This is a genomic window from Aureispira sp. CCB-QB1 (assembly GCF_000724545.1).
Taxonomy (GTDB): Bacteria; Bacteroidota; Bacteroidia; order Chitinophagales; family Saprospiraceae; genus Aureispira.
Map to the genome: position 1 here is coordinate 17,324 of NZ_JHBV01000013.1, position 23,403 is coordinate 40,726.

General features: G+C 35.7%; 19 protein-coding genes. 11 read left to right on the forward strand and 8 right to left on the reverse strand.

Annotation, left to right across the window (positions count from 1 at the left end):
• Positions 1-70: 70 nt before the first annotated feature.
• The gene (rpsA, locus tag CG11_RS04830; protein WP_052593705.1) at positions 71-1,987 is read left to right on the forward strand and encodes a 30S ribosomal protein S1; all 1,917 of its coding nucleotides are present in this window, start codon (positions 71-73) and stop codon (positions 1,985-1,987) included.
• A 366-nt stretch (positions 1,988-2,353) separates the two neighbouring features.
• Here rpsA and CG11_RS04835 read toward each other — a convergent pair whose 3' ends face one another.
• The 4 genes from CG11_RS04835 to rsfS all read right to left on the reverse strand — a co-directional run bounded on the left by CG11_RS04835 (position 2,354) and on the right by rsfS (position 6,982).
• A complete protein-coding gene (locus CG11_RS04835; protein WP_156039661.1) occupies positions 2,354-3,634 on the reverse strand; it encodes a hypothetical protein in 1,281 nt (426 codons plus the stop codon).
• 30 nt (positions 3,635-3,664) lie between these two features.
• Positions 3,665-4,297, reverse strand: coding sequence for an LUD domain-containing protein (locus CG11_RS04840; protein ID WP_063833009.1), 633 nt, complete (start codon positions 4,295-4,297; stop codon positions 3,665-3,667).
• A gap of 142 nt (positions 4,298-4,439) precedes the next feature.
• Positions 4,440-6,449, reverse strand: coding sequence for an ATP-dependent zinc metalloprotease FtsH (ftsH, locus tag CG11_RS04845; protein ID WP_052593711.1), 2,010 nt, complete (start codon positions 6,447-6,449; stop codon positions 4,440-4,442).
• 143 nt (positions 6,450-6,592) lie between these two features.
• A complete protein-coding gene (gene rsfS, locus CG11_RS04850; RefSeq protein ID WP_052593713.1) occupies positions 6,593-6,982 on the reverse strand; it encodes a ribosome silencing factor in 390 nt (129 codons plus the stop codon).
• 202 nt (positions 6,983-7,184) lie between these two features.
• Between rsfS and CG11_RS04855 the strand changes: the two genes are divergently transcribed.
• Positions 7,185-7,958, forward strand: a complete 774-nt coding sequence (locus tag CG11_RS04855; RefSeq protein ID WP_063833012.1) for a biotin--[acetyl-CoA-carboxylase] ligase — start codon at positions 7,185-7,187, stop codon at positions 7,956-7,958.
• Between the two features lie 8 nt (positions 7,959-7,966).
• On the opposite strand, the gene CG11_RS04860 is transcribed toward CG11_RS04855, so the two are convergent.
• The gene (locus tag CG11_RS04860; protein ID WP_081909460.1) at positions 7,967-9,169 is read right to left on the reverse strand and encodes a CapA family protein; all 1,203 of its coding nucleotides are present in this window, start codon (positions 9,167-9,169) and stop codon (positions 7,967-7,969) included.
• A gap of 337 nt (positions 9,170-9,506) precedes the next feature.
• Between CG11_RS04860 and CG11_RS04865 the strand changes: the two genes are divergently transcribed.
• From CG11_RS04865 to CG11_RS04875, 3 genes are all read left to right on the forward strand, one after another.
• A complete protein-coding gene (locus CG11_RS04865) occupies positions 9,507-9,905 on the forward strand; it encodes a (deoxy)nucleoside triphosphate pyrophosphohydrolase (protein ID WP_052593717.1) in 399 nt (132 codons plus the stop codon).
• Positions 9,906-10,319: 414 nt separating this feature from the next.
• Positions 10,320-11,261 carry a thioredoxin-disulfide reductase gene (gene trxB, locus CG11_RS04870; protein WP_052593719.1) on the forward strand — a complete coding sequence of 314 codons (942 nt, stop codon included), beginning with the start codon at positions 10,320-10,322 and terminating at the stop codon, positions 11,259-11,261.
• A gap of 250 nt (positions 11,262-11,511) precedes the next feature.
• Entirely contained in the window at positions 11,512-11,922 is a 411-nt protein-coding gene (locus CG11_RS04875; RefSeq protein WP_052593721.1) for a hypothetical protein, read from the forward strand.
• Between the two features lie 1,056 nt (positions 11,923-12,978).
• Here CG11_RS04875 and CG11_RS04880 read toward each other — a convergent pair.
• Entirely contained in the window at positions 12,979-13,866 is an 888-nt protein-coding gene (locus CG11_RS04880) for a hypothetical protein (protein ID WP_052593722.1), read from the reverse strand.
• Positions 13,867-13,950: 84 nt separating this feature from the next.
• The gene (locus tag CG11_RS04885; RefSeq protein ID WP_052593724.1) at positions 13,951-15,492 is read right to left on the reverse strand and encodes an acyl-CoA carboxylase subunit beta; all 1,542 of its coding nucleotides are present in this window, start codon (positions 15,490-15,492) and stop codon (positions 13,951-13,953) included.
• 746 nt (positions 15,493-16,238) lie between these two features.
• On the opposite strand from CG11_RS04885, the gene CG11_RS04890 reads away from it, so the two are divergent.
• The 6 genes from CG11_RS04890 (at position 16,239) to CG11_RS04915 (ending at position 21,986) form a co-directional block, all read left to right on the forward strand.
• Positions 16,239-17,786 carry a leucine-rich repeat domain-containing protein gene (locus CG11_RS04890; protein ID WP_052593726.1) on the forward strand — a complete coding sequence of 516 codons (1,548 nt, stop codon included), beginning with the start codon at positions 16,239-16,241 and terminating at the stop codon, positions 17,784-17,786.
• A gap of 35 nt (positions 17,787-17,821) precedes the next feature.
• A complete protein-coding gene (locus CG11_RS04895) occupies positions 17,822-18,364 on the forward strand; it encodes an HD domain-containing protein (RefSeq protein WP_052593729.1) in 543 nt (180 codons plus the stop codon).
• Positions 18,365-18,429: 65 nt separating this feature from the next.
• Positions 18,430-19,113 carry an NAD-dependent deacylase gene (locus CG11_RS04900; RefSeq protein ID WP_052593730.1) on the forward strand — a complete coding sequence of 228 codons (684 nt, stop codon included), beginning with the start codon at positions 18,430-18,432 and terminating at the stop codon, positions 19,111-19,113.
• Between the two features lie 199 nt (positions 19,114-19,312).
• A complete protein-coding gene (locus CG11_RS04905) occupies positions 19,313-19,879 on the forward strand; it encodes an NUDIX hydrolase (RefSeq protein WP_052593732.1) in 567 nt (188 codons plus the stop codon).
• Positions 19,880-20,034: 155 nt separating this feature from the next.
• A complete protein-coding gene (locus tag CG11_RS04910; RefSeq protein WP_052593734.1) occupies positions 20,035-20,805 on the forward strand; it encodes an ABC transporter ATP-binding protein in 771 nt (256 codons plus the stop codon).
• Positions 20,806-20,810: 5 nt separating this feature from the next.
• Positions 20,811-21,986: an ABC transporter permease gene (locus tag CG11_RS04915; protein ID WP_052593736.1), complete on the forward strand. Its 1,176-nt coding sequence runs from the start codon at positions 20,811-20,813 to the stop codon at positions 21,984-21,986.
• Positions 21,987-22,106: 120 nt separating this feature from the next.
• Here the strand turns inward: CG11_RS04915 and CG11_RS04920 are convergent, their stop codons facing one another.
• Positions 22,107-23,159, reverse strand: a complete 1,053-nt coding sequence (locus CG11_RS04920; protein WP_052593738.1) for an Ig-like domain-containing protein — start codon at positions 23,157-23,159, stop codon at positions 22,107-22,109.
• Positions 23,160-23,403 lie beyond the last annotated feature (244 nt).

The following is a 23,403-nucleotide window of genomic DNA, read 5'->3' on the forward strand; positions in this document are numbered from 1 at the left end:
ACAAGTGTTTGAGCCTCAAAAGCTGATCGAAAAATTATTTCTTAACCTTTTAAAAACAAGTTTTTTCTAAATGGAGAATCTTGAAAACGAAAACAACGAAGAAAAAGTTGTTGAAAACAATCCAACAGTAGAATCAACTGTTGAAGAAACTGTAGAAACTAACGAAGAAGTGGTAGTAGAAGATACTAATCACGATGATTTTGACTGGGATAAAGGTCCTAAAGGAGTATTGAACTACGAGGACAATGTGATTGCAGAATATGAGGAGTTGTATGAAAATACGTTGAGTTCTATCAAAGAATTTGAAATCGTTGCTGGTAAAGTTGTATTTATTACAGCTAGTGATGTTGTTTTGGATTTGAATTGTAAGTCAGACGGGTTGGTATCTCGTACAGAATTCCGTGACATGCCTGATTTGGCTGTCGGTGATGTAGTAGAGGTATACGTAGAAACTCAAGAAGACAAACGTGGACAATTAGTTCTTTCTCGTCGTAAAGCTAAATTGTTGAATGCTTGGGCTAATATTGTTTCTTCTTTCGAAGAAGGAAAAGTAGTGACAGGTACTGTAATTAGCAAAACGAAAGGAGGTCTTATTGTTGACATCGATGGATTGGAAACATTCCTTCCTGGATCTCAAATTGATATTCGTCCAATTATTGACTACGATGCATATGTTGGTAAAACAATGGAGTTCAAAGTAGTTAAAATTAACGAATCTATCAAAAACGCTGTTGTATCTCACAAAGCACTTATCGAAAGTGACTTGGAAGAGCAACGTCAAGCAATTATCTCTAAATTGGAGAAAGGACAAGTATTGGAAGGTACGGTTAAAAACCTTACTGACTTTGGTGCTTTCTTGGATTTGGGTGGTGTTGACGGTTTGTTGTACATTACGGATATTTCTTGGGGACGTATCAAGCACCCAAGTGACGTATTGGAGAATGGTCAAAAACTAAACGTAGTAGTATTAGACTTTAATGATGATAAAAAACGTATCTCTTTGGGTCTTAAGCAACTACAACCTCATCCATGGGATGTATTGGCAGAAAGCGTTGAGCCTGGTTCTATCGTAAAAGGTAAAATTGTTAACATCGAGGATTATGGTGCTTTCTTGGAAGTTACTCCTGGTGTTGAAGGTCTTATCCACGTTTCTGAAGTATCTTGGAGCAGTCAACCAATCAACTCTCGCGAATTCTTTAAAGAAGGAGACGAATACGAAGCAAAAGTGGTTACTATCGACCGCGAAGACCGCAAAATGTCTTTGAGTTTAAGAAAACTACAAGAAGATCCTTGGACAAACATCGAAGAGAAGTATCCTAAAGGTTCTCAGCACAAAGGAGAAGTTAAAAACTTGACTCCGTATGGTGTATTCATCGAGTTAGAAGAGGGAATTGGTGGAATGATTCACATTTCTGATCTTTCTTGGACAAAACGTTTTGCACACCCTGCTGAGTTTACAAAAGTAGGTGCTGAAATGGACGTTATTATTCTTGAAATCGACAAAGATAGCCGTAAATTATCTTTGGGACACAAACAATTAGAAGAGAATCCATGGGATACTTTTGCTGATGTGTTCCCAGAAGGTTCTACACATGAAGCTACTATTTTGCGTCGTGACGATAGAGGTGCAATCGTATTGTTGCCTTATGGTTTAGAAGCTTTCGCTCCTATCCGTCATATCAAGAAAGAAGATGGAACATTGGCTGAGGTAGACGAGCAATTGCCATTCAAAGTAATTGAGTTTAACCGTGATGACAAGCGTATCTTAGTTTCTCACTCTCGTTATTATTCTGATGCTAAGCGTAGTGCAGAGCAAGCAGAAAAAGACGCTGCTAAAGCAGAAAAACAAGCTGCTAAACAAGCTGTGAAGCAAGTAAATTCTAATACAGAGAAAAGTACTTTTGGTGACTTAAGCGCATTCTCTGAATTGAAAGAGCAGTTGAAGAACGAAGAAAATGATTCTACTGAAAACAAAGATGGCGAATAAGCAATCGATTGTTTTGAATAATACAAACGGATGTACACTTGTTGTGCATCCGTTTTCTTTTTATAACTAGGTCTATTCTGTACATGGAATTGAGAAAGAATGTTCTATTTATAAAATCGCTTTTTCTAATGAGGAAAAAAACGGAACTGCGAAAAACAAGAACCATCTTATCAATAACCCAATGTATGGTGAACTTAGGTAATAAATACAAAGAACACAACTAAGCTTATTAGAAGAGATAACATACGGCAGATTAAATCTGCTGATCATTTGTCGAAAGAGCCATAGAAATTGGACTGAGTTTAGGCAATAAAAAAATGCAGACTAAAATAAAGTAGCCTGCATTTTTTGTGGTGTTATATTCAATTAAGCACCAATTGTTTTTTTATACTTTACGGTTTTTTCCTTTTTGTCCTTTCCTCTATCGGTAGAGAACGAACCTTTTCCTCGCCCTGTTTTTTTGAAATGAAAATCATTTCCTGTAGAATTGATGGGGTTTTCCAAATGCTGTGCTTGGTTTTCTAGCCAACGCTTTTTCTCACCAGTCATTTTATAAACATCTAAGCCTCCGTAACCTGATGGTTTTTCAGAACTAAAGTATAGCTCTCCCGCATTTTGATAATAAAAAGGAGTGATCTCATCTCCTTGACCATTTATACGAGTCCCTAAGTTGTATGACATTGTAAAGGCACCATCGGTTGTTTTTATGGCATACCAAATATCATAGCCGCCTTGGCTACCTGGGAGGGTAGAGGCAAAGTATAGAATTTCTTGTCCTTGTTCTGTGACACCAATGGTTGGGTGTTTACTAGAATAGCCAACACGATTAACACTAGGACCGAGTTTTTGAATGTTTTCAATCTCACCAGTAGCCGTCATTTTACCAGAAAAAATACTGTATTCAGCTTTTCCCATTTCTTGTTGTGCAAAATAAACAGTTTCTCCATCTGGAGCAATGTGAGGCGAAGCGGAATTGAATATAGGATTGCCTACTGATCCTTGCAACGTTTCGATTGTATTGTCAGGATAAACCTTTTTTAAACAAGTTCCTTTAGAAGTTTGGCACTCGATTAAGCCAATTTTGTATTTACTAGCCTGTGTCAATGCTCGATATATGGTTCCTTCTTCAGCACTTTCATCTGTTAAATCATCTAAGAACCAAGCAGATGTATTTTCTTTTTCTTTTAAAACCTTTTGACATGTTTTGAGGTGCGTTTGAGCCAACTTTACATAATCGTTGTTGGCATCGTGTTGATTCGCATTTAAGTAGGACTGAAAATGTTGGGTAGCCAAAACGTATTGCCCTGTATATTTTAAGGCAGAGGCATATTCATAATGAATAAGTGGGTAGCGTTTGGCTTTAGGGAGCAAAGGACCTAGTACATCTTGTGTCGTTTGATAATCCTTGGCAGCTAAAGCGGTTTTTCCCAAGCGATAAAGTTCTTCTTGGGACATTTTTTTCTTCATTTCGCTGAGTGCTTTGTAATAATAATAAGCATCTTCATAGACCGCTTCTCCATATAGTTTTTCAGCTTCAGCAATAACTACTTTAATTGGTTGTTGTTTTATTTCTGATATATCAGGTGTTGTTGCATATAAAGCAACGACCTGTAACATTAGAACTGTAAATAGTGTTAAGAATTTCATTGAATAGATGATTGAAGAGGGGGTGAGTGATCAAATTTCTAAAAAGAAAACGTAAAGTTCTTTAGGACCATGAGCTCCATTAACAAGCGTTTTCTCAATATCTGCAGTACGGCTATTGGTTGAGGTAAAACAAAGCATAGAAGGCCAATGGTCTTCGCGAGCCGTTTGTAGATTTAGAACTTCTTTTAAGTTATAAATAACCTGATTAGATGTTGCTATAACAATATGAACTGGTGGAACAATAGATAGGCTGCGTCCAGAGGCAGCATTACTACTTAATAAGATAGAACCAGTTCGAGCGATTAATGCTTCGCAAGTAGTGAGGCTTGCATCTGCATGTATTAAGGACTCTTTTTGTGTTTGATAAGAAAAATTTTGTTGGTTTAGTAGTTGTTGCAATTCCTTTTCCCAACAATATACCTTTGTCCATTTTTTTTGCTGAGTTAGCAAATGGAGGTTTGTTATCAACTCTTTTTGAGATTCACAAAAAACAAATTTGCCACCATTATTTTGAAAATTTTGAGCAAATAGGACATCCAAAGCCTCTGTTGGTTTAGGATAAATAGATATCGTTTCCTTTTCCAAATTAGGGTAAGGAAGTGTTGGAGTGTGGTTTTTTATATTTTTTAATCGACCTAATATGTTGTCTTTTGCTGTCTGCACAAAAATAGGATTGTTTTAAGAAATTCAATAGAATAGATAACTGCACAAGATAAGTATTTTTAAAATTTAAAGCAGTAGTTTAACATAAAAAAAGCTCGAACTGCTTTAGTTCGAGCTTTTTAGGTTTGATATTGTATCTATTTTAGTGAATTTCTGGCTGATCGTCTGGGTCTAACAATGTATCAACACCATTATTTTCTCCAGCAGCCTTTTCACCGTTTTTTTCATCTGGAACATCATCATAAATTCGTTTTCCAATCAGATGTTCTACATCAGCTCTTAACAAGACTTCTTTGTTTAACAATTCATTAGCCAATAATTCTAATTCTTTGCGCTTTTCTTTCAACAATTGAAGTGCTCTTGCATATTGCTCATCAATGATTTTGCGAATTTCTTGATCAATCAATTGAGCCGTAGCTTCTGAATAGGGTTTGGCAAATTGGTTGTTTTTCATCATTTCATAATAAGAAACATTGCCTACTTTGCTATTCATACCATAAATCATGACTAAGTTATAGGCATGTTGCGTAACACGGTCTAAGTCATTTTGTGCACCAGTAGATACCTGTCCAAAGATAATGTCCTCCGCAGCACGTCCAGCCAATAGACCACAGATTTGATCTAGTAGATGTTGTTGAGGGACAATATGTTTTTCTTTTGGCAAGTATTGAGCATAACCCAATGCCGTCAATCCACGAGGAACGATGGTTACTTTTACCAAAGGATGTGCGTGCTCCAAGAACCAGCCACTAATAGCATGCCCAGCTTCATGATAGGCAATTACTCTCTTTTCTTCTGGAGAGATTAGCTTGTTTTTCTTTTCCAAACCACCAATAACACGATCAATAGCTTTGTTGAAATCTTCCATATCTACCTCTGACTTATCGTGTCTAGCGGCGATTAAGGCAGCTTCATTACAAATATTAGAAATCTCAGCCCCTGCAAAACCAGGTGTTTGCATCGCCAACGTTTTGGCATCAACATTATCACTGATTTTGATAGGTTTTAGATGTACTTTGAAAATTTGCTCCCGACCAACTAAGTCTGGTTTACCAATTCCAATTTGGCGGTCAAATCGACCAGGACGCAACAAGGCTGTATCTAAAATATCAGGGCGGTTGGTTGCTGCAACAAGAATAACCCCTTTATCGGTGCTAAAACCATCCATTTCTACCAACAATTGGTTCAAAGTATTTTCACGCTCGTCATTTCCTTGCATCGAATTTCTTCCTCTTGCACGACCAATAGCGTCAATCTCATCAATAAAGATGATACAAGGTGCTTTTTCTCTAGCTTGGCGGAACAAGTCACGAACTCTTGATGCTCCTACTCCCACAAACATTTCAACGAAGTCAGAACCAGAAATACTAAAGAAAGGAACATCTGCTTCTCCTGCTACTGCTTTTGCCAATAATGTTTTACCCGTACCTGGAGGGCCTACTAACAAAACCCCTTTTGGAATTTTACCCCCTAAGACAGTATATTTTTTAGGATTGCGCAAGAAGTCAACCACTTCCATGACCTCTTCTTTGGCTTCGTCCAAACCAGCAACATCTTTAAAGGTTACATTTACCTTTGTATCTTTGTCAAATAGAGTGGCTTTAGAGCGACCAATATTAAATATTTGACCACCAGCGCCACCACCACCGCCACCAACGCGGCGCATGAAGAAGACCCAAATTCCAATGAGCAAAATAAAAGGAAATAGCCACATAATAATCCCAGCTAATGTACCTTTAGTTTCGGTACCAAAGGTTATTTCTTCCGCATTAGGATTAGCTGCCAAATATTCTTTTTGTACCTCTTTTACTTCTTTCATAAAGGTCTCAACAACGATAACCGTATGTTTGTAGTGAGGACCAGGATTGGCGGTACCAATCGTAGATTTGGATACTTTTTCGTATGCTTCATTCGATAGTTTTTCCTTGTCGATGTAAATGTCTGCATACTTACTCTGTTCTCCCGTACTTACAATGACAATCTTATCAACATCCCCCTTTTTTATGAGTTTTGTCAATTCCGTCATTGATATATCAGGAGTAGAACCTGTAAGGTTGAATAAGTTAAGCGAAATTAGAATCACCGCAATGATGGCATAAAACCAATAAGCATTAAATTTTGGTTTGTTGCCAGGTGAATTTTTTTGTTCCATATTTATTGATATCTATAATTGTTTCTGTTTAGTCTTATCCTTTTAAACTAAAAAGAAAATAAAAAGTTGCATTAAGAATGTCAGAAAAGCGCAACATTGAGTTAAGAAAAAATTAATGTTCGCACAAATATTTCCCTGTCATTTTAATCTTGATTATCGTATTTAGTTACTTTAGCATCACTCCACAAGTCATCTAAGTTATAAAAAGCTCTTTTTTCACTTGAAAAAACATGTATAACCACCGAAAAATAATCTAGTAACATCCAATTGGCTTCTTGTCCTTCTGAGTGATCAGGTCGAATTCCAAATTCTTCATAAACTCGTCGCTCAATGTTTTTGATGATACCTAAAATTTGTGTTTTTGAATTTCCATTGCAAAGAATGAAAAAATCACTACTAGCTTCTTCTAATTCACGCATATCAAACAAAGCAATTTCTTTCCCTTTGTTATCTTGAATAGCATCAATAATAAGAGTTGTCAAAGCACGAGTATCTTGTGCATCTTGTTGGAAGGCAATATTTTTGTTGCTCAATACAGTAAGAGTTTTACTACGCAGTACACTGTTTTATAGTCAGTAGAGTACTTTTCAGTTGCGTTATGATAAATAATAGTTTTTTGGTTTCTTTATAAACTTTAATAGTAACTTGAAATAAAATTATATTTTTGAAAAAATCTGAACAAACAGATTCTAAAATTTATTGGGTAAAAATAACGAAAAAAAATTGGTCTTAGGCATGAAACCTGTATCTTCTAACAGCCTTTTCATTGGAAAAGTTGCAAATTATCTTGCAAGTGTAGATTCTACCAATATTTTTGCTAATACTCTACTGGCAAAAAGCACTCCAATCGAAGGAACTGTCATTTATACCGATAACCAGTATGCAGGAAGAGGACAGATTGGCAGTAAATGGGAAAGTGCCAAAGGTGAGAATATCACCTTGTCGGTTATTTTGTATCCAAAATTTTTGCCCATCCAATCCCAATTTAAGCTAAACCAAGTTGTTGCGCTTGCCGTCTATGATTTGCTCAAAAATTATATTGTTCCTCTTGATGAATTGTCTGTCAAATGGCCCAACGATATTTATATCAATGACAAAAAAATAGGAGGGATATTAATAGAAAATAAACTAAAAGGGCATGTATTGGCAAGTACAATAATTGGTGTGGGGTTAAATATCAATCAAACGTATTTTTCGCCAGAGTTACCCAATCCTACTTCTTTGTTCTTAGAAACAAACATTCGTCAAGATACTTATCAACTGATAGGTCTATTCTGTGAATATTTAGAACAACGCTATTTGCAATTAAAAGCAGAACAGCACGATCTTTTAAATCAAGATTATTTGCAAACATTGTACGCTTATCAAGAATGGCGTACTTATCAAGATGCTAAAACAAAGGCTACTTTTCAAGGAAAAATCGTAGGCATATCTCCCGAAGGTCGACTACAAATCCAAACAAATCAGCAGATTGTGGCGTATTCTTTTAAAGAAGTTGTTTTTATGTAATAAATCTACTAATGTTCGGATTTATTTTGACTACTATTATCTATGGCAATGCTATCGATAGCGGTAGGAGTTGCTTCTAATGTAATCGGAAGAATACTTCCTTCTTCTAAAGAAAATTCTACTGGTGATTCTGGAAAATCTTCTAACGACAAATCAATGAGTTGTTTCCAAGCTTGTTGCGCCTCGTCATATACAGGAATCCCTTCTCCCAATTGTTTGGTTGGAATAACTTTTCCACCAAGAAACTTTCCTTCTTTATTGACTTGTATATGTAAAATTGGACCAACACCCTTGGGACCTTTTAAGCTAAATTTTTCGTAGGTACAAAAATTACCCATACTGTAAGTTATAAAACGATTTTTGTACACTTCCACTGCACGAGTTACATGGGGACCGTGTCCTAGTAAAATATCTGCTCCTGCATCAATGCAACCATGAGCAAATTTATAGACATTACCACGATTGTAACCCAAGAAAATCTCATCTTTGCGAGGCGTATGTATGGCACCAGCACCTTCCGCCCCAGCATGAAAAGAAACAATGACAATGTCACAAAGACTATCTAGCATCTGCACAATTTCAGCCGCTTCTTTGTACTTTTTCATACTAAAACACCCACTGTTAGGTGCTGTAGCCAAAAATCCATATTTGATGCTGTCTTTTTCAAAAATAGTGTACGGTTTGTTTTCGGAACCTGCATAAAAAAGACCAGATGTGTCTAAGACTGCTGCACTAGCTTTTCTCCCACCTGCACCAAAGTCATTAGCATGATTATTGGCAATACTAACAACATCAAAGCCTGCTTTTTTTAGATGGTTGGTATAGTGGGCTGGCATTCGGAAGGTATAACAATATTGTGGTTGATTACAAGATTTAGCAACACCGCCACGCCCAATAACTCCTTCTAAATTTCCAAATGTTAGATCAAAAGGTTCCAAATATTGTTGAACATCCTTAAATAAGGTGGCGCCATCTTTGGGAGGGAGGGTTCTAGTGTTGGGATAATCTGTTCCCATCATAATATCACCAACCGCAGCAATCGTAATAGTGTCTTCTTTTGGGATGAGAACAGTATCGACACTTTCTAACTGAAGGGGTTGAGGTTCTTGATCGATTGGAGTTTCTGCAATTTCACTTCCCAAAGAACAGCTAATTGTATAAACAATAAGTAAAGCAAAAGCAAGTAAACGAAGCATGTATGTTTTTTTCATAATAATCAATCTAAACCTCAAAGTGTTATCAAGTGTTTTGGAGGCACAAAAATAATGATTTTTATACGATCGGCATAGTCTATTGATAATCTTACTACAATTTTTAGTTTAGAATAATCTATTATCATAAAGTTGATTTGTATCTTAAAGTATAATTGTAGTTGTGTTAAGGTAATTAGTCTGCTGATTATCAATGATGGAAATGTATGTATTGTTGAGGATTGGTTTATAGTTAGCAAGACATTCCTTTCTAGAAAATTCTACAGAGCATTCTAAAAAGAACAGAACGACTATTTGGTAGCGCAATCTAATTTTTTATACATAAAACACCCAAACAATGAAAAACCGAATGAGAGTCACTTGTGGCGTTATAGAGAAATCTGGAAAATACCTTATTGTACAACGAGGAGAAGATACTAGTCATGCTTTGAAGTGGGAATTTCCTGGCGGAAAAATTGACCCTGGAGAGACAGAAGCGGAATGTATGGCACGAGAGTTAAAAGAAGAATTGGACATAGAGGTGATGGTAAAAGAGCAGTTGGTATCTATAGAAAGAGAGGAAACCAATATGATTATTGAGCTGATTCCTTTTCGATGCACGATTGTAGGAGGAGAAATTACATTGTTAGAACATCTTCAGTTGGCATGGATTGATATTCGAGAACCTATCGAGTACGATTTGTGTATTGGCGATTATGGAATTGTAGATCAACTAAAAGCACAAATAAGTATCTAAATTGGAATAGCACAGTCTAGCAAAAAATGTTAGCATACTATTAATTTAATTATGCTATAAGCTTCCAATAATTTGCTAAATTTGAAACGTCTACTCTTTGTAGAGTTAGATTGTATTATGAAACATTTCACAAAGAAAGTTTGTTATTCTTTATTCTTATAAAAAAGCTTTTTTATGAAGAGTTATGTAATTTGAAAATAGTAGTTTGTTGATAAGCTTCGCTGCTACTGCGTGGTTTCAACGAACTATTGTTGAAAACAAAATAACAATTATTACAATAATAAATAATAAGTAAATTTAAAACATAATTTGTCGATTTGCCTAATTTGATTCTAAAATGAACCCCAAATATCGCTGCAAATTTTTGACAACTTATTTTTACCTTTGCTAAAATCAAAAATCAAATAATAAAAAATGGCTAGAAAAGAGACGTGCGTCATCATTGGGTCAGGACCTGCTGGATATACAGCAGCAATTTACGCAGCTAGAGCAAATATGAAACCTGTTTTGTTTACAGGAAGTGAACCTGGAGGACAATTAATGATTACCAACGATGTAGAAAATTTTCCTGGTTACCCCAAAGGCATCATGGGCCCAGAAATGATGGAGGATTTGAAGCAACAAGCAATGCGTTTTGATACAGAGGTGAATGTTGGCGTTATGATAGAAAAAGTGGATTTCTCAGGTCCCGTACACAAACTTTGGACTGATGGTGGTGAAGAAATTCATGCAGATTCTGTTATTATTGCGACAGGGGCTTCTGCTAGGTACTTGGGCTTGGAGTCTGAGAAAAAATATATGAATAAAGGAGTTTCTGCTTGTGCCGTTTGTGATGGTTTTTTCTATAAAGGAAAAGAAGTTTGTATCGTAGGTGGTGGAGATAGTGCTTGTGAAGAAGCAAGTTATTTGTCTAAGTTATGCCCAAAGGTACATATGTTTGTTCGTAGAGATGAGTTGCGTGCTTCCAAAATTATGCAAGAGCGTGTTCTTAATAACGATAAAATTCAAATCTATTGGAATACAGAAGTAGATGAAGTTTTGGGCGATGAGGAAGGTGTAACTGGTGTTCGTCTGGTTAATAATAAAACGAACGAAAAGCAAGAAATTAGCTTATGGGGATTTTTTGTAGCAATCGGGCACGTGCCGAATACGAAAATTTTTGAAGGTTGGTTAGAAATGGACAATACTGGATATTTGTTGACCAAAGCAGGTAGTACACATACCAACATAGATGGTGTATTTGCAAGTGGTGATGCTCAAGATAAAGATTATCGTCAAGCAGTGACTGCTGCAGGAACAGGTTGTATGGCTGCTTTAGATGCAGAGCGTTATTTAGCGGCAAAGGGATTGATATAATACAACTCGCATAGATTTTATACAAAAAAAAGAAGCTATAGAGAATAGCTATAGAGAGGCTTCCAAAATTATTTTTTGGAGGTCTTTTTTTGTTGGGTTGGTTTTAAAGATATGCTTTACAGTTGGTTATGTAGAAGTAACTGATGAGAAAATTAGCAAGCAATTTATTTTTTGCGTATCATTGTGTCGTAATTAATCAAAATCCCAATGATAACCTTTATCATTATAATCCTCCAATGTTTAAATTTCAATGAAAGTCTTTAAATTTAGTTTGTTAGAGTGTTTTAAAGTGCGTAACCGAATTGCAGAAAATATTCTGTGGATGCTTTGTTTTGCTTTATGTAGTACTATTTGTTCATTTTCTACAATCGCATCGGATACAGGTGGAAATAAATTTGCTCAATTTCAAATTGATGATGCATCTTCTGCTGCTGCGTACAAAAAAATAGAACATTATATTCGAGCGCAACCAGAAATTTTGAAAGTAAGTATTGACATAGAGACAGGAATTGTATTTTGTTTGTTTGATGGAAATACTACTGTAGATGAAACTTCTTTTGCGCATTGGTTAACTCAAAAGCATTATACATTATCGTGTTATCGAGAAGGTGTCATTGGTGTTGACCCTATTCTAACTAAAGAAGAATTTGAATGTATGTAATGTTGTTGGGTGTATAGTTTAATATGTAATAAATTATTTGTCAGATAATATAGTATGAAATCGTAAAAACATATTAGAGTTTTATAACATTTTATTTTTTTTAAAAAAAACAAAATAAATGAAACAAATATGAACCTATTTATCGTATAAATAAAAAAGCACACTAATAAAGGAGTTTCATTTTTTACTTCAAAACTTCAATGGGATGAAGTTTTGTTGGCACACAAATTACACAATTACACACACACACGTAACATACAGCCTCTTTTACTGTAACAAAGTCACTATCTATCTACTTATTAGCCATTAGAGTTTTATACTATTACAAAGTATTTTTGTTTTATACCACCATTCCATTACAAAACAAAAACTACGAAATTTTATAGAAATAACATCAAAAACAATTTAGCCGAATTATTGAAACATTAAGGTGTTGAACACAACTTTATTTAAGTAAGCTCCACATCTTTATGTTAAGAATAAACCAAAATCTCGCTGCAAATGTATATGGCTATAAATGGTCATATACGTCAAAAATTAATCAATTAGAGGTGTGCGTTGGGTGACAAATAAACTACCTTGGCTATAGTGAAATAGTATATATTTAGGAGTAGTTTATTTGTCCCCAATACCTACGAGAAAATAATTCATATCCTTGTTTAAGGACATATATCAATACACAATAGTTCATTTAGGAGGAGGGATGCAGGGAGAGAGCAAGGGCTGATCTTGGGGAGGATTAGGATAACTTGCTCATTTTCTCATCCCTCAATGAAGCCATCAGTAGTTTGTTTAACCAATTTTAACCTGTTTAAGCAGACGATTTATATATATTGTTACATCAGTAGTTTGTATTCATCATCCATAGTATTGCACGGTATCTTTTGAAATAGAACGATACCAGTGACAAACTACTAATTTGAGGAGAGGTTTTTTGTGAAAATCCATAACCAATAAGAGATTTTACCTCCCTCAAGCAGCAAGAAACAGCTCTATCTGTCAGCTGTTTCAAGATTTCTTTCGACACTCAGGCTTCTCAGTTGCCTGAGTGTTTTTTTATAGCCATTCCAAAGTTTCTGGCACCTGCTGAAATAGGTTATCAAGGACTGTAATGGTTGTTGCTTGTCGTTGCATTTCTCGCCAAACGGTAGGATGTGCTTGATTGATAAGTTGCTGTTGCAAATTTAAACTGGCACAACTTTTTTGCGCCTCCAACGAAAAGGTTTGAAAATATTTGGAAGGAGTAAATAGTTGATAGAGTTGCTCAAGAGAAGAACAAGATTGAATATCTATATATTGTTGTAGCAAGGTTTGGTAATTTTGATAAGCCTGCAATCGGTTTTTTACTAATCCGTCTCGGGTGTTAAGTTGCAATGTCTCAATAGTATAAGCAGCGCGCTTGTAAGCTCTGGTTTGTTTGTTTGTAGCTTTGGGATAGAACAAACCACTGTGTAAGTCCAATTGTAAATAATCTAAGGGATTCTCTGTTCTAGGATTAATAAAAACGGCATCCTCATTAGGAGGGGGAATAAATTGGTAGTCTTTGACTAAGTTGATGACTTTGGCAGAATCAGGTGTTTTGAAGATTTTAAATTGTGAAACTTTGTGCTTGCCATTGCATTGTTTGCAAGTCCATAGGTAGTTTTCCCACACAAATGTTTTGTTAGGATACAAGCCTCTAGGGTAAATATGCTCAATAGTAGTTCCTATATTGGCTTCACAGTAATTGCAATAATTATTAGTGCCAATAGCAATTTTTTGAAGCTCCTTTTCTACTCGATTAAAAGCTGCTTTTTGAGCATTGGTCTTTTTTTTATTTTGCCAAAGTACTTTAGCTTGTTTTACTTTTGTTTTGTAATCAGGTAAGGCATCAATATCTTTTTGTAATTTTTGTAGATGATTGAGGATACCTTTGCGTATGGTAGTTGGATTGGTTTTTATCATAGAATAAGAAATGACAGCTTGAAGTTACTGCGCAAAAAAACAAAAGGAGTAGCTTTTGCCACTCCTTTTGGTAATATGTATAGCTTACAAAGGCAAATTACCATGTTTTTTACGAGGCAATTGATCTACTTTGTTTTCTAACATCTTGAAGGCTCGAATTAATTTTTGTCTAGTTTGGTTGGGCTCGATCACCTCATCCACAAAGCCACGGAAAGCAGCGCGATAAGGATCTGCAAATTTGTCTGCATATTCAGCTTCTTTTTCTGCTAGTTTAGCCTCAGGATCGGCAGCATTTTTAATCTCATTTCTGAAAATAATTTCACTAGCTCCTTTGGCTCCCATCACGGCAATTTCCGCAGAAGGCCAAGCATAATTCATGTCTGCTCCAATGTGTTTAGAGTTCATTACGTCATAAGCACCACCATACGCTTTTCTTGTGATAACCGTAATTCTTGGAACAGTCGCTTCACAGAATGCATACAATAACTTGGCTCCATTCGTAATAATGCCATTCCATTCTTGGTCGGTACCAGGCAAGAAACCAGGAACATCTTCCAAAACTAATAGAGGAATGTTAAAGCTATCACAGAAACGGACAAAACGTCCGCCTTTTCTAGAGCAATCTACATCCAAACAACCTGCTAAAATCATTGGATTGTTGGCAACAACTCCAATTGATCGACCTCCTAAGCGAGCGAAACCAACAATAATATTTTCGGCATAGTCTTTATTAACCTCGTAAAAGGAATCTCCATCTACAATTTCGTGAATGACTGAACGCATATCATAAGGTACGTTGGCACTATCAGGAAGAATCGTATCTAGGGCTGTACGCGTTTCATCACTAGGCGTGTAGGCTAAGCGAGGCGTTTCCTCTTCACAGTTTTGAGGAATATAAGAAAGCAACTTTTTTAATTGATTGATGCAGTCAATATCATTGGCAGCTGTAAAATGGGTCACTCCAGATTTTGTAGCATGAGTCATGGCTCCTCCTAACTCTTCAGAAGTAACATCTTCATTTGTTACAGTCTTAACAACATTAGGACCTGTAATAAACATATAAGAGGTGTTCTCTACCATATAAATAAAATCTGTAATGGCAGGAGAATAAACAGCACCACCAGCACAAGGTCCCATGATGGCTGAAATTTGAGGAATAACACCCGATGCTCTTGTATTTCTATAAAAAATATCAGCATAGCCTCCAAGAGACTGAACACCTTCTTGAATACGAGCTCCGCCAGAGTCATTCAAGCCAATTATTGGCGCTCCATTACGCAAGGCCATGTCCATTAATTTGCATATTTTTTCTGCATGGGTTTCGGACAATGATCCTCCAAAAACAGTAAAGTCTTGTGCAAATACATAAATCAATCGACCATTTACAGTCCCGTATCCTGTTACTACACCATCGCCATAATATTTTTGTTTTTCCATTCCAAAATCGACACAACGATGGGTAACTAGCATACCAATTTCTTCAAAAGAACCTTCATCTAACAAGAAGTGAATACGCTCTCTAGCGGTCAACTTCCCTTTTTCATGTTGTTTTTCTATTCTTTTTTCGCCACCACCTAATTTGGCTTCGGCTACTTTATTAGCTAGTTTCTCAAACTTATCTTGCATGTTTAGAATGATTATAACGTGTCGAAATATTTTGTGATTTTACACCAACAAAGTTTGATTTTTTATAGCAAAAAACCAAAGCAATTTAGCAATAAATATAACGCAAGATAATTATTTATCTCAAAATAAAATACTAATCTACATGAGTTGAATAGAATATGTTGAACGTTTGACTCATGCTGGAGTGATTGTAATGTTATCTGTTAGTTAGAAGAATGGCTTCTATAATCGTTTGGGAATCTCTAAACCTCTTGGAGTTCTATGGTATTAATAGTTCGTTGAAAGTAAAAATAATACAAAAGTTATCGGTCACAATGCTAAGGGAATCAATAAGAAATAGTGCTCTAGGTAGCATATAGAACGAGTCGTATTAGAGCAAACTACGAATCAAAATTTCAAACGTTTTTATTTACTTCGTGTCATAAATACTTCCTTTTTTCTCTTTTTTTCTTACCTTAATATGGTCTTCCCTTGTTAAATTTCAAATTTATGACCATTTGCTATTACCCAAACACAAACAAAGATATAGTAAGGTCTATTACTACCACATTCTAAGCTTACTTCTTTGTACTCCTGTTGCATCTTGATTATGACAAAAATATGCATTCTTATAAAGCTCAAAACCTAAATTCAGAAACATCGTTACTGTGGTTTTTTAGGTTGTTAGAACTACATAATAGAATGGTTTTTTGAATCAGAAAAAAGAACAATGAGCAAACAAAGGAAGTAATAAATTTAATAGCAATATGAAAGTTATAGGTATCATTTGCCTGCTTTTTGTTAGCACTACTATATGGGCTCAATATGAAAATAAAGAGCAAGGTTCTAGGATTTTTTACAACCTAGAAGAAGCGCTGCAAACACCTAAAAAGGTGTTCAAATTATATTTGGAGCATGATAACTTAGAGGAATTACCTGAAAGAATTGTTGAGTTAACAGAGTTGAGAGAATTACAACTTGGGGGCAATCCAGATCTAAATTGGGAATTTACGTTTCGTTTGCTAGGACAGTTGCCTCAATTAGAGAAGTTAAGTCTTAGTGAAAATAAAATCAAGAACCTCCCTGCTGCTGTTGTTAAACTTCAAGCATTAAAGACGCTTATTCTGGTCGATAATCCAGATTTAGAGTGGCAGCAAGTTTTTAATTACTTGGGACAGTTGCCTCAATTAGAAACATTGGATATTGGTAATAATAAGATCAAAGATTTGCCCCCCAATGTCAAAAAATTGCTTGCTATAAAGAAGTTGTTTTTATGGAATAATCAAATGATTAATTTACCTCCAACGATTGGAAGTTTAACAACCTTAGAAGAACTAGATTTATCCAACAATCAACTAAGACGTTTAACTTCTACCATCAATCAACTAAAAAACCTTCAGCGACTTTATCTTTGGAACAATCATTTGACAGAGCTTCCAGATGAATTAGGAAAGCTGAAAAACTTAGAAATGTTGAATTTGGGTGGGAATAATTTGACAACTCTACCAACAACTATATACCAACTAAGAAAACTGAAAAACCTAGGGTTAGCATACAATGATTTGCTATATTTTCCTAAAAAATTCTCCAAATTAAAAAACTTGCGAAGTTTGGATTTGGAAGGAAATCCGAACTTAAATTGGGTATCTGTTTTTGCTAAGCCTGAGCAGCTAAAAGAATTGGCGGTATTAAATTTAATTAATAACCAACTGATTGATCTACCCCTCAATATAGATCGTTTGCCTAATCTACAAGTGCTTGATATAAAACAGAATCCAGATATTAACTGGCGTTCAGCCTTTATACAATTGGCTGCTGTAGAGAGTTTACAGCAATTGGATATTTCTAATAATAACATACAGGATTTGCCGTCAGAAATTACTTCTATCAAAAATTTAAAATACTTGCATTTGGGGTCCAATCCAAGCTTGAAGTGGAAGGAAGCTTTTTATAGTATTTCCAAGCTTAAAAGCTTAGAGACTCTAATTTTGAGTAGCAACGAATTAAAAGAATTGGCAAGAGAAATCAACCAACTAACCAATTTAAAAGAGCTTGAATTGGGAAATAACCCTGCTTTAGATTTAGACGATTTGTTTGAAACGCTTTCATCCATGCATAATCTAGAAACACTTAGTTTGATAGACAACAAAATTTCTCAAGTTTCTTTATCTATTGGAAAATTAAAACATTTAAAAGTACTCCATTTTTGGATGAATGAGATTCATTTAAATTCATCGGAGCATAAGAGTATACAAAGCTTGTTGCCTAAAACAAGCATTATTTATATGCCTCGATATTTGTCAACTGTGCGCTAACTTTTCTGAACAATTATAAATACAAACCATATCTTATGTGGAATCAAGATATTTATCTTCAAACATTGTTATTTGCAGGGCATGCACACCGAAAGCAAAAAGTACCTGCCTCTGAAATGTCTTATGTAGTGCACATCACGAATGTAGCCATGGAAGTAGCCAATGCATTGGTTCAACATCCGAGTGACGATTGGGATGGAACTTTTGCCATACAGTGTGCGTTATTGCATGATACTATTGAAGATACCGAAGTAGAATACGAAGATTTAGTAGCAGAGTTTGGTTCTCAAATTGCGGCAGGTGTTTTGGCCTTAACCAAAAATCAGAAATTACCAAAAGAGGTTCAAATGGCAGATAGTTTGGCTCGAATTGTAGCACAAGGAAAAGAAGTTCGAATCGTTAAAATGGCAGACCGAATCAATAATTTGCAAAAACCTCCCAAGCATTGGGATACTGCCAAAATGAAACGTTACCAGAAAGAAGCAGTGTTGATTTTAGAGCAGCTGGGAGGCATACACCCTTATATTGAAGCTCGTTTAAAACAAAAAATTGACGACTATAAACAATATTTTGAATAAGAGATTTTGGAATAAGCGGTTCTATTTTAGGTAACTATTACAACGTAAAATATAGCGAAAAAGCAATGAAAAAGAAAAAAATAGTGGTTCTGACAGGAGCAGGAATTAGTGCTGAAAGTGGTATCCAAACCTTTAGAGATGCAGATGGTTTGTGGGAAGGACACGATGTAATGGAAGTGGCATCTCCACAAGGATGGAACAAAAACCAAGAGTTGGTATTAAATTTTTACAATCAACGCCGTGCGCAGTTGCATACTGTGAAACCGAATGAGGCGCACAAGGCTTTGGCAGAGTTAGAGCAAAAATATGAGGTGTGTATTATTACACAAAATGTTGATGATTTACACGAACGTGGTGGTTCTTCTAGAGTGGTGCATCTGCATGGAGAACTCAAAAAAGTACGCAGTACTTTAGACGAAAACTTGGTGTATGATTGGGAAAAGGATGTACGCTTAGGCGATAAATGCGATAAAGGAGGGCAATTAAGACCACACATTGTATGGTTTGGTGAAGCCGTACCTTTAATCGAGGTGGCTACTCAAATTTGTGGGATTGCAGATATTTTTATCATTGTTGGCACATCCATGCAAGTTTATCCCGCTGCTGGTTTGGTGAATTTTGTAGACGATGAGGTGCCAAAGTATTTTATTGATCCCAATCCTGCTGCTGTCAATGTGCCTAATTTAAGAGTCATTGCAGATAAAGCATCTACTGGAGTACGAAATTTGGTGAATGAATTGATGCAGTAAGGTAAGTTAAAAAGCAATCAATGTATATGCTGTTTTGTAGTTGTTTGACTTTATCTAATGATTGGCTTAAAAATGAAAAGAACTTCGCCATCTCTGGATTTTATTTTCTTATGTTTGTAGAACTAGTTAGCCATATAGCTAACTATGAGATAATATTAGAGAGACTAATATAGACTTATTGGACTGTTTAAACATTCTTATGAAAGAAAATGAGACAAAAAATCCTTGGACAACGCTGGAACGTACAGAGATTTACGAAAACCCTTGGATCAAAGTAACCGAGCATCAAGTACTTAATCCTGCTGGAAATGAGGGGATTTATGGTTTGGTACATTTTAAGAATATTGCGATTGGAATTGTTCCTTTAGATGAAGATCACAATACTTGGTTGGTAGGGCAGTATCGCTATGCTCTGGGGCGTTATAGTTGGGAAATTCCCGAAGGGGGCTGCCTGATTGGCAAAGAAACCAAATTAGAAGCTGCACAACGAGAGTTAAAAGAGGAAACAGGATTGGAAGCAAAAGAGTGGACTGAAATCATGGAAATGCATCTTTCAAATTCTGTAACGGATGAAGTAGGGTATGTTTTTGTTGCTAAAAACTTGACCAAAGGAATTGCTCAGCCAGAAGACACCGAAGAATTGAAGTTAAAAAAAATACCGTTTGAAACAGCATTGGAAATGTGTATGCGTGGAGAAATTACAGATAGCTTGACGTTGTTGGCACTGTTTAAAACCAAACTGTTAATGGAGCAGGGGGTGTTGTAAAACCTTTTGCACCATAGAAATGCCTCTTTTTGTCGAACAAAAAGGGGCGTTTGTATAAGTATCTTGATGCTAATATAGCAACCTGAACTTTTTGAGAGAGGTAGAGGTTAAAAAAAGAATAGACGGACAATCAATTATCACGAAAAATAATCCAAATGATACAAGTTGAACAGCTTAGTAAACAATATAAATTGACCAAGAAGCAGCAACAAGAACTGCAAGCAAAAACCAATTCGATATATGCCGTTAATGACATCAGTTTTGTGTGTCAACCTGGACGTGTCTTCTCTTTGTTGGGACCGAATGGGGCAGGTAAAACGACTACTTTGAGAATGATTGCGACAATTTTGAAGCCTTCCAAAGGAGATGTTCTAGTTAGTGGTCATAGTGTGGTGCATGAATCGGAAGCCGTGCGCCGAAAGATTGGTTTTTTGACAGGTTCTACTAATTTGTACGACCGTTTGACACCTGAAGAGATTGTTCGATATTTTGCCGATTTATATGGAATGTCTAAATCAGACTTTAAAACTCGAAAAGAGGAGCTATTCGAGCAGTTAGGGATTAATGATTTTTTGAAAAAACGGATTGGGCAATTGTCTACTGGTATGAAGCAAAAAGTTTCTATTGCAAGAAGTATGATTCACAATCCTGATGTTGTTATTTTTGATGAACCTACTTCGGGTTTGGATGTTATCACGGCTAATAATATTATTGAGTTGATTCGAAATTGTAAGAAGGAAGGAAAAACGGTAATTTTTTCATCGCATATTATGAGTGAGGTAGACTTGCTTTGCGATGATTTGGCAATTATCAATAAGGGGCAATTAATTTATAGCAATACCATGGAAGCTTATCGCCAACTTTCCGCCAACCAGTCGCTTACAGAGACATTTATTCAATTAGTTCAACAAAATCAAGCTCAATAGTTCCTATGCATACAATTATAACCGTTATAAAGAAAGAATTAAAAGATACCTTACGAGATAAGAAAACATTATTTTCTGCTATTATTCTCCCTGCTTTAGCCATCCCTTTGTTGTTGATGGGGGTATCCTCGCTACAAAAAGATCTAATTAAGAAAGAAAAGGCTAAGGAATTAAAGGTGGTTTTGATGAATGCCCCTGAAGCTGTTGCGCAGCAATTTGAGGATGAATCAATCAATCTATTAACTAGCGCTGATTTGGAGCATGCAAAAGATTCGGTAGCCAGTGAAGTGTTTGATGCTGTTCTCGTTTTTGATCCTAGTTTTAAAGAACAAATAGATAGTCTCGAAACAGGAGTTGTAGAGTTTTATTACAAATCAACCAATATAATGGTGCAGCGTAGAATTGAGGAGAAACTGAATGCGTACAAAGCCGTTGTCTTGGATGAAAGAATGGAGCGTTTAAATATTTCTGCTGCTGTCTTGCAACCTATAAAAATAGAAACAGTCAATGTAGCCTCAGTCAAAGAACAGGTTGGGGAAACTATTGGAGGATTGATTCCTTATATTTTCATTCTATTCTGTTTTATGGGATGTATGTACCCCGCACTGGATTTGATTACAGGAGAAAAAGAACGTGGAACAATCGAAACATTATTAACTGTTCCTGCTTCACGGTTTAGTATTTTAATCGGAAAAACAATTACCATTGCTCTGGTTGGTGTTGTTGCTGCTGTGATGACTATAGGGGGAATGGTGGCTGCTTTAAATTTAGGAACAGGAATTCCCGCAGGATTGATGACATCAATAGGGGATATGTTGAACCTAAAATTTATATTCATGCTTTTTGCCATGTTATTGCCTTTGAGTTTCTTTTTTGCGGGTGTTTTGTCTGCTATGGTTGTACGAACAAGCTCTTTCAAGGAAGCTCAAAGTTATGTAACACCAATGACTTTTGTTGTTATTGTACCTGCTATGGTGGCAATGATGCCTGGCGTGGAATTAAATTGGCAAATGGCATTTATTCCTATCCTAAATGTTGCATTGGCTACCAAAGAAATTATTGGAGGAACAATGGATTTAGGATTATTTGCTATTATTGTTCTTTCGTTGATTGCTTTTGCAACCTTGGCTGTGTTTGTAAGTTATCAGCAGTTTTCGCAAGAGAAAAATGTGTTGAAATAGAAGTATCTAAAGTATGAAAAATCTCTCTGTGTAATAGCTAGATTATATTAAAGGTTGAGTCAATGTTCTTTTGCCAAGAAGTAACGTAATACAAAGTATATGATAGGTTTAGGTTGGCTACTATTTAGGAGTGGGACGAAATAACCATTCTACAGGTATCCAATCTTTTTTCTTTTCTTCAATTGTAAGAACTTCAAATACTCTATTGATACGATTGTTGGCTAAATCGCAGACCATTTTTTCAAAAACCACTTTATAAGAAGCATTTTCCCAAGCTTTATTTGGGATGAATTTAAAATTTTGGTCAGAGACAACTCTGAAATTACCATGTACAACTTTTTGAGTTTGCGTATTAATCACCTTGACACCATCAATTATAGAACCATAGTCCATTTTTTCAGAAAATAATAAAGATAGTGGTGCCTTGCTTGCTATTGTAGGAGGCGTTAGCTTGTCAAATAAAATACTAGGCGACTGGCGATCGGGTGGAGTAATTTTAAAGGTTTTTTTGATACGATTTTTGAGCGGACAATTATAGCTACTTTTTAAGTTTGTATCTATTAATAGGGTATATTCTTCTCCCTCTTTAAAGGGAATTTCCCAATCAATACCTCGTTTTAAACGACCAGGATGCACCATTAAAACTAAGCTAGTTTTGTTGTTCAGCCAATAGGCTTGAACACGCCATAGTTGATCTATGCGATTTCCCTTCTGATCTAGCATTTTTATAACTTCGTTAGGTTTGAAGTTTTGCATAGGTTGGTCAAATTGAACATGGAAAAAACAAGTGTTTTGGGGAATTTCATAGCTTTGAGGATAAATTTGGAGTACATGGCAGAATTGACCAATTTGCTTTCTTCTAGGAGTAGAAAAAACTTTTGAACTGGTACCATTAGTGTGATGATATATCACTTTAAACGAACTCTCCATTTGTAAAGCATAAATAGGTTCAAATACCAAGCGGTTGCCACGGATCGTATATGTACCAAAAAGTGGTGTAGAAAGAGGATGACCTTGGTTGATTAAATGAATTGTGAGTATTTTTTGTGCTGTAGAAATACTTAATTCGCCTTGATCAGTAGCTTCAATTGGAACACTTATTAGTGGCCTTAAGGGAGTTGACAAGTCAATAAGAATAGAATCATTTCCTTTTGCATTAGTACCTAAAAGCATAAAAAGGAAGAGTAGTTTATAGCAAAAAATCCAACGCATTTTGTATAATCTTAAGATATGAATAAAAAATGGAGAATGGTTTCTAGCCACCAATTAGAAAACCATCCTCCAAGAAAAAATGCTTAAATCCATCGCTAGTGTGATGAAAATAATTAAAATCAAGTGACGCAACACCTCTTATTATCTAACTGTCCCCACATTAGTTAATAAAGTCTATACAGGTGTTTACATTCCCTCTATTGTA

What these genes read in the sequence shown, in the direction of transcription:
- CG11_RS04880 (WP_052593722.1), bottom strand. Translation starts at nt 13,866, where the DNA reads ATGATAAAAACCAATCCAACTACCATACGCAAAGGTATCCTCAATCAT.
- ftsH (WP_052593711.1), bottom strand. Translation starts at nt 6,449, where the DNA reads ATGGAACAAAAAAATTCACCTGGCAACAAACCAAAATTTAATGCTTAT.
- CG11_RS04835 (WP_156039661.1), bottom strand. Translation starts at nt 3,634, where the DNA reads ATGAAATTCTTAACACTATTTACAGTTCTAATGTTACAGGTCGTTGCT.
- CG11_RS04855 (WP_063833012.1), top strand. Translation starts at nt 7,185, where the DNA reads ATGAAACCTGTATCTTCTAACAGCCTTTTCATTGGAAAAGTTGCAAAT.
- CG11_RS04865 (WP_052593717.1), top strand. Translation starts at nt 9,507, where the DNA reads ATGAAAAACCGAATGAGAGTCACTTGTGGCGTTATAGAGAAATCTGGA.
- CG11_RS04920 (WP_052593738.1), bottom strand. Translation starts at nt 23,159, where the DNA reads ATGCTTTTAGGTACTAATGCAAAAGGAAATGATTCTATTCTTATTGAC.
- CG11_RS04900 (WP_052593730.1), top strand. Translation starts at nt 18,430, where the DNA reads ATGAAAAAGAAAAAAATAGTGGTTCTGACAGGAGCAGGAATTAGTGCT.
- CG11_RS04890 (WP_052593726.1), top strand. Translation starts at nt 16,239, where the DNA reads ATGAAAGTTATAGGTATCATTTGCCTGCTTTTTGTTAGCACTACTATA.
- CG11_RS04905 (WP_052593732.1), top strand. Translation starts at nt 19,313, where the DNA reads ATGAAAGAAAATGAGACAAAAAATCCTTGGACAACGCTGGAACGTACA.
- CG11_RS04915 (WP_052593736.1), top strand. Translation starts at nt 20,811, where the DNA reads ATGCATACAATTATAACCGTTATAAAGAAAGAATTAAAAGATACCTTA.
- CG11_RS04910 (WP_052593734.1), top strand. Translation starts at nt 20,035, where the DNA reads ATGATACAAGTTGAACAGCTTAGTAAACAATATAAATTGACCAAGAAG.
- trxB (WP_052593719.1), top strand. Translation starts at nt 10,320, where the DNA reads ATGGCTAGAAAAGAGACGTGCGTCATCATTGGGTCAGGACCTGCTGGA.
- CG11_RS04885 (WP_052593724.1), bottom strand. Translation starts at nt 15,492, where the DNA reads ATGCAAGATAAGTTTGAGAAACTAGCTAATAAAGTAGCCGAAGCCAAA.
- CG11_RS04875 (WP_052593721.1), top strand. Translation starts at nt 11,512, where the DNA reads ATGAAAGTCTTTAAATTTAGTTTGTTAGAGTGTTTTAAAGTGCGTAAC.
- CG11_RS04895 (WP_052593729.1), top strand. Translation starts at nt 17,822, where the DNA reads ATGTGGAATCAAGATATTTATCTTCAAACATTGTTATTTGCAGGGCAT.
- CG11_RS04860 (WP_081909460.1), bottom strand. Translation starts at nt 9,169, where the DNA reads ATGAAAAAAACATACATGCTTCGTTTACTTGCTTTTGCTTTACTTATT.
- rpsA (WP_052593705.1), top strand. Translation starts at nt 71, where the DNA reads ATGGAGAATCTTGAAAACGAAAACAACGAAGAAAAAGTTGTTGAAAAC.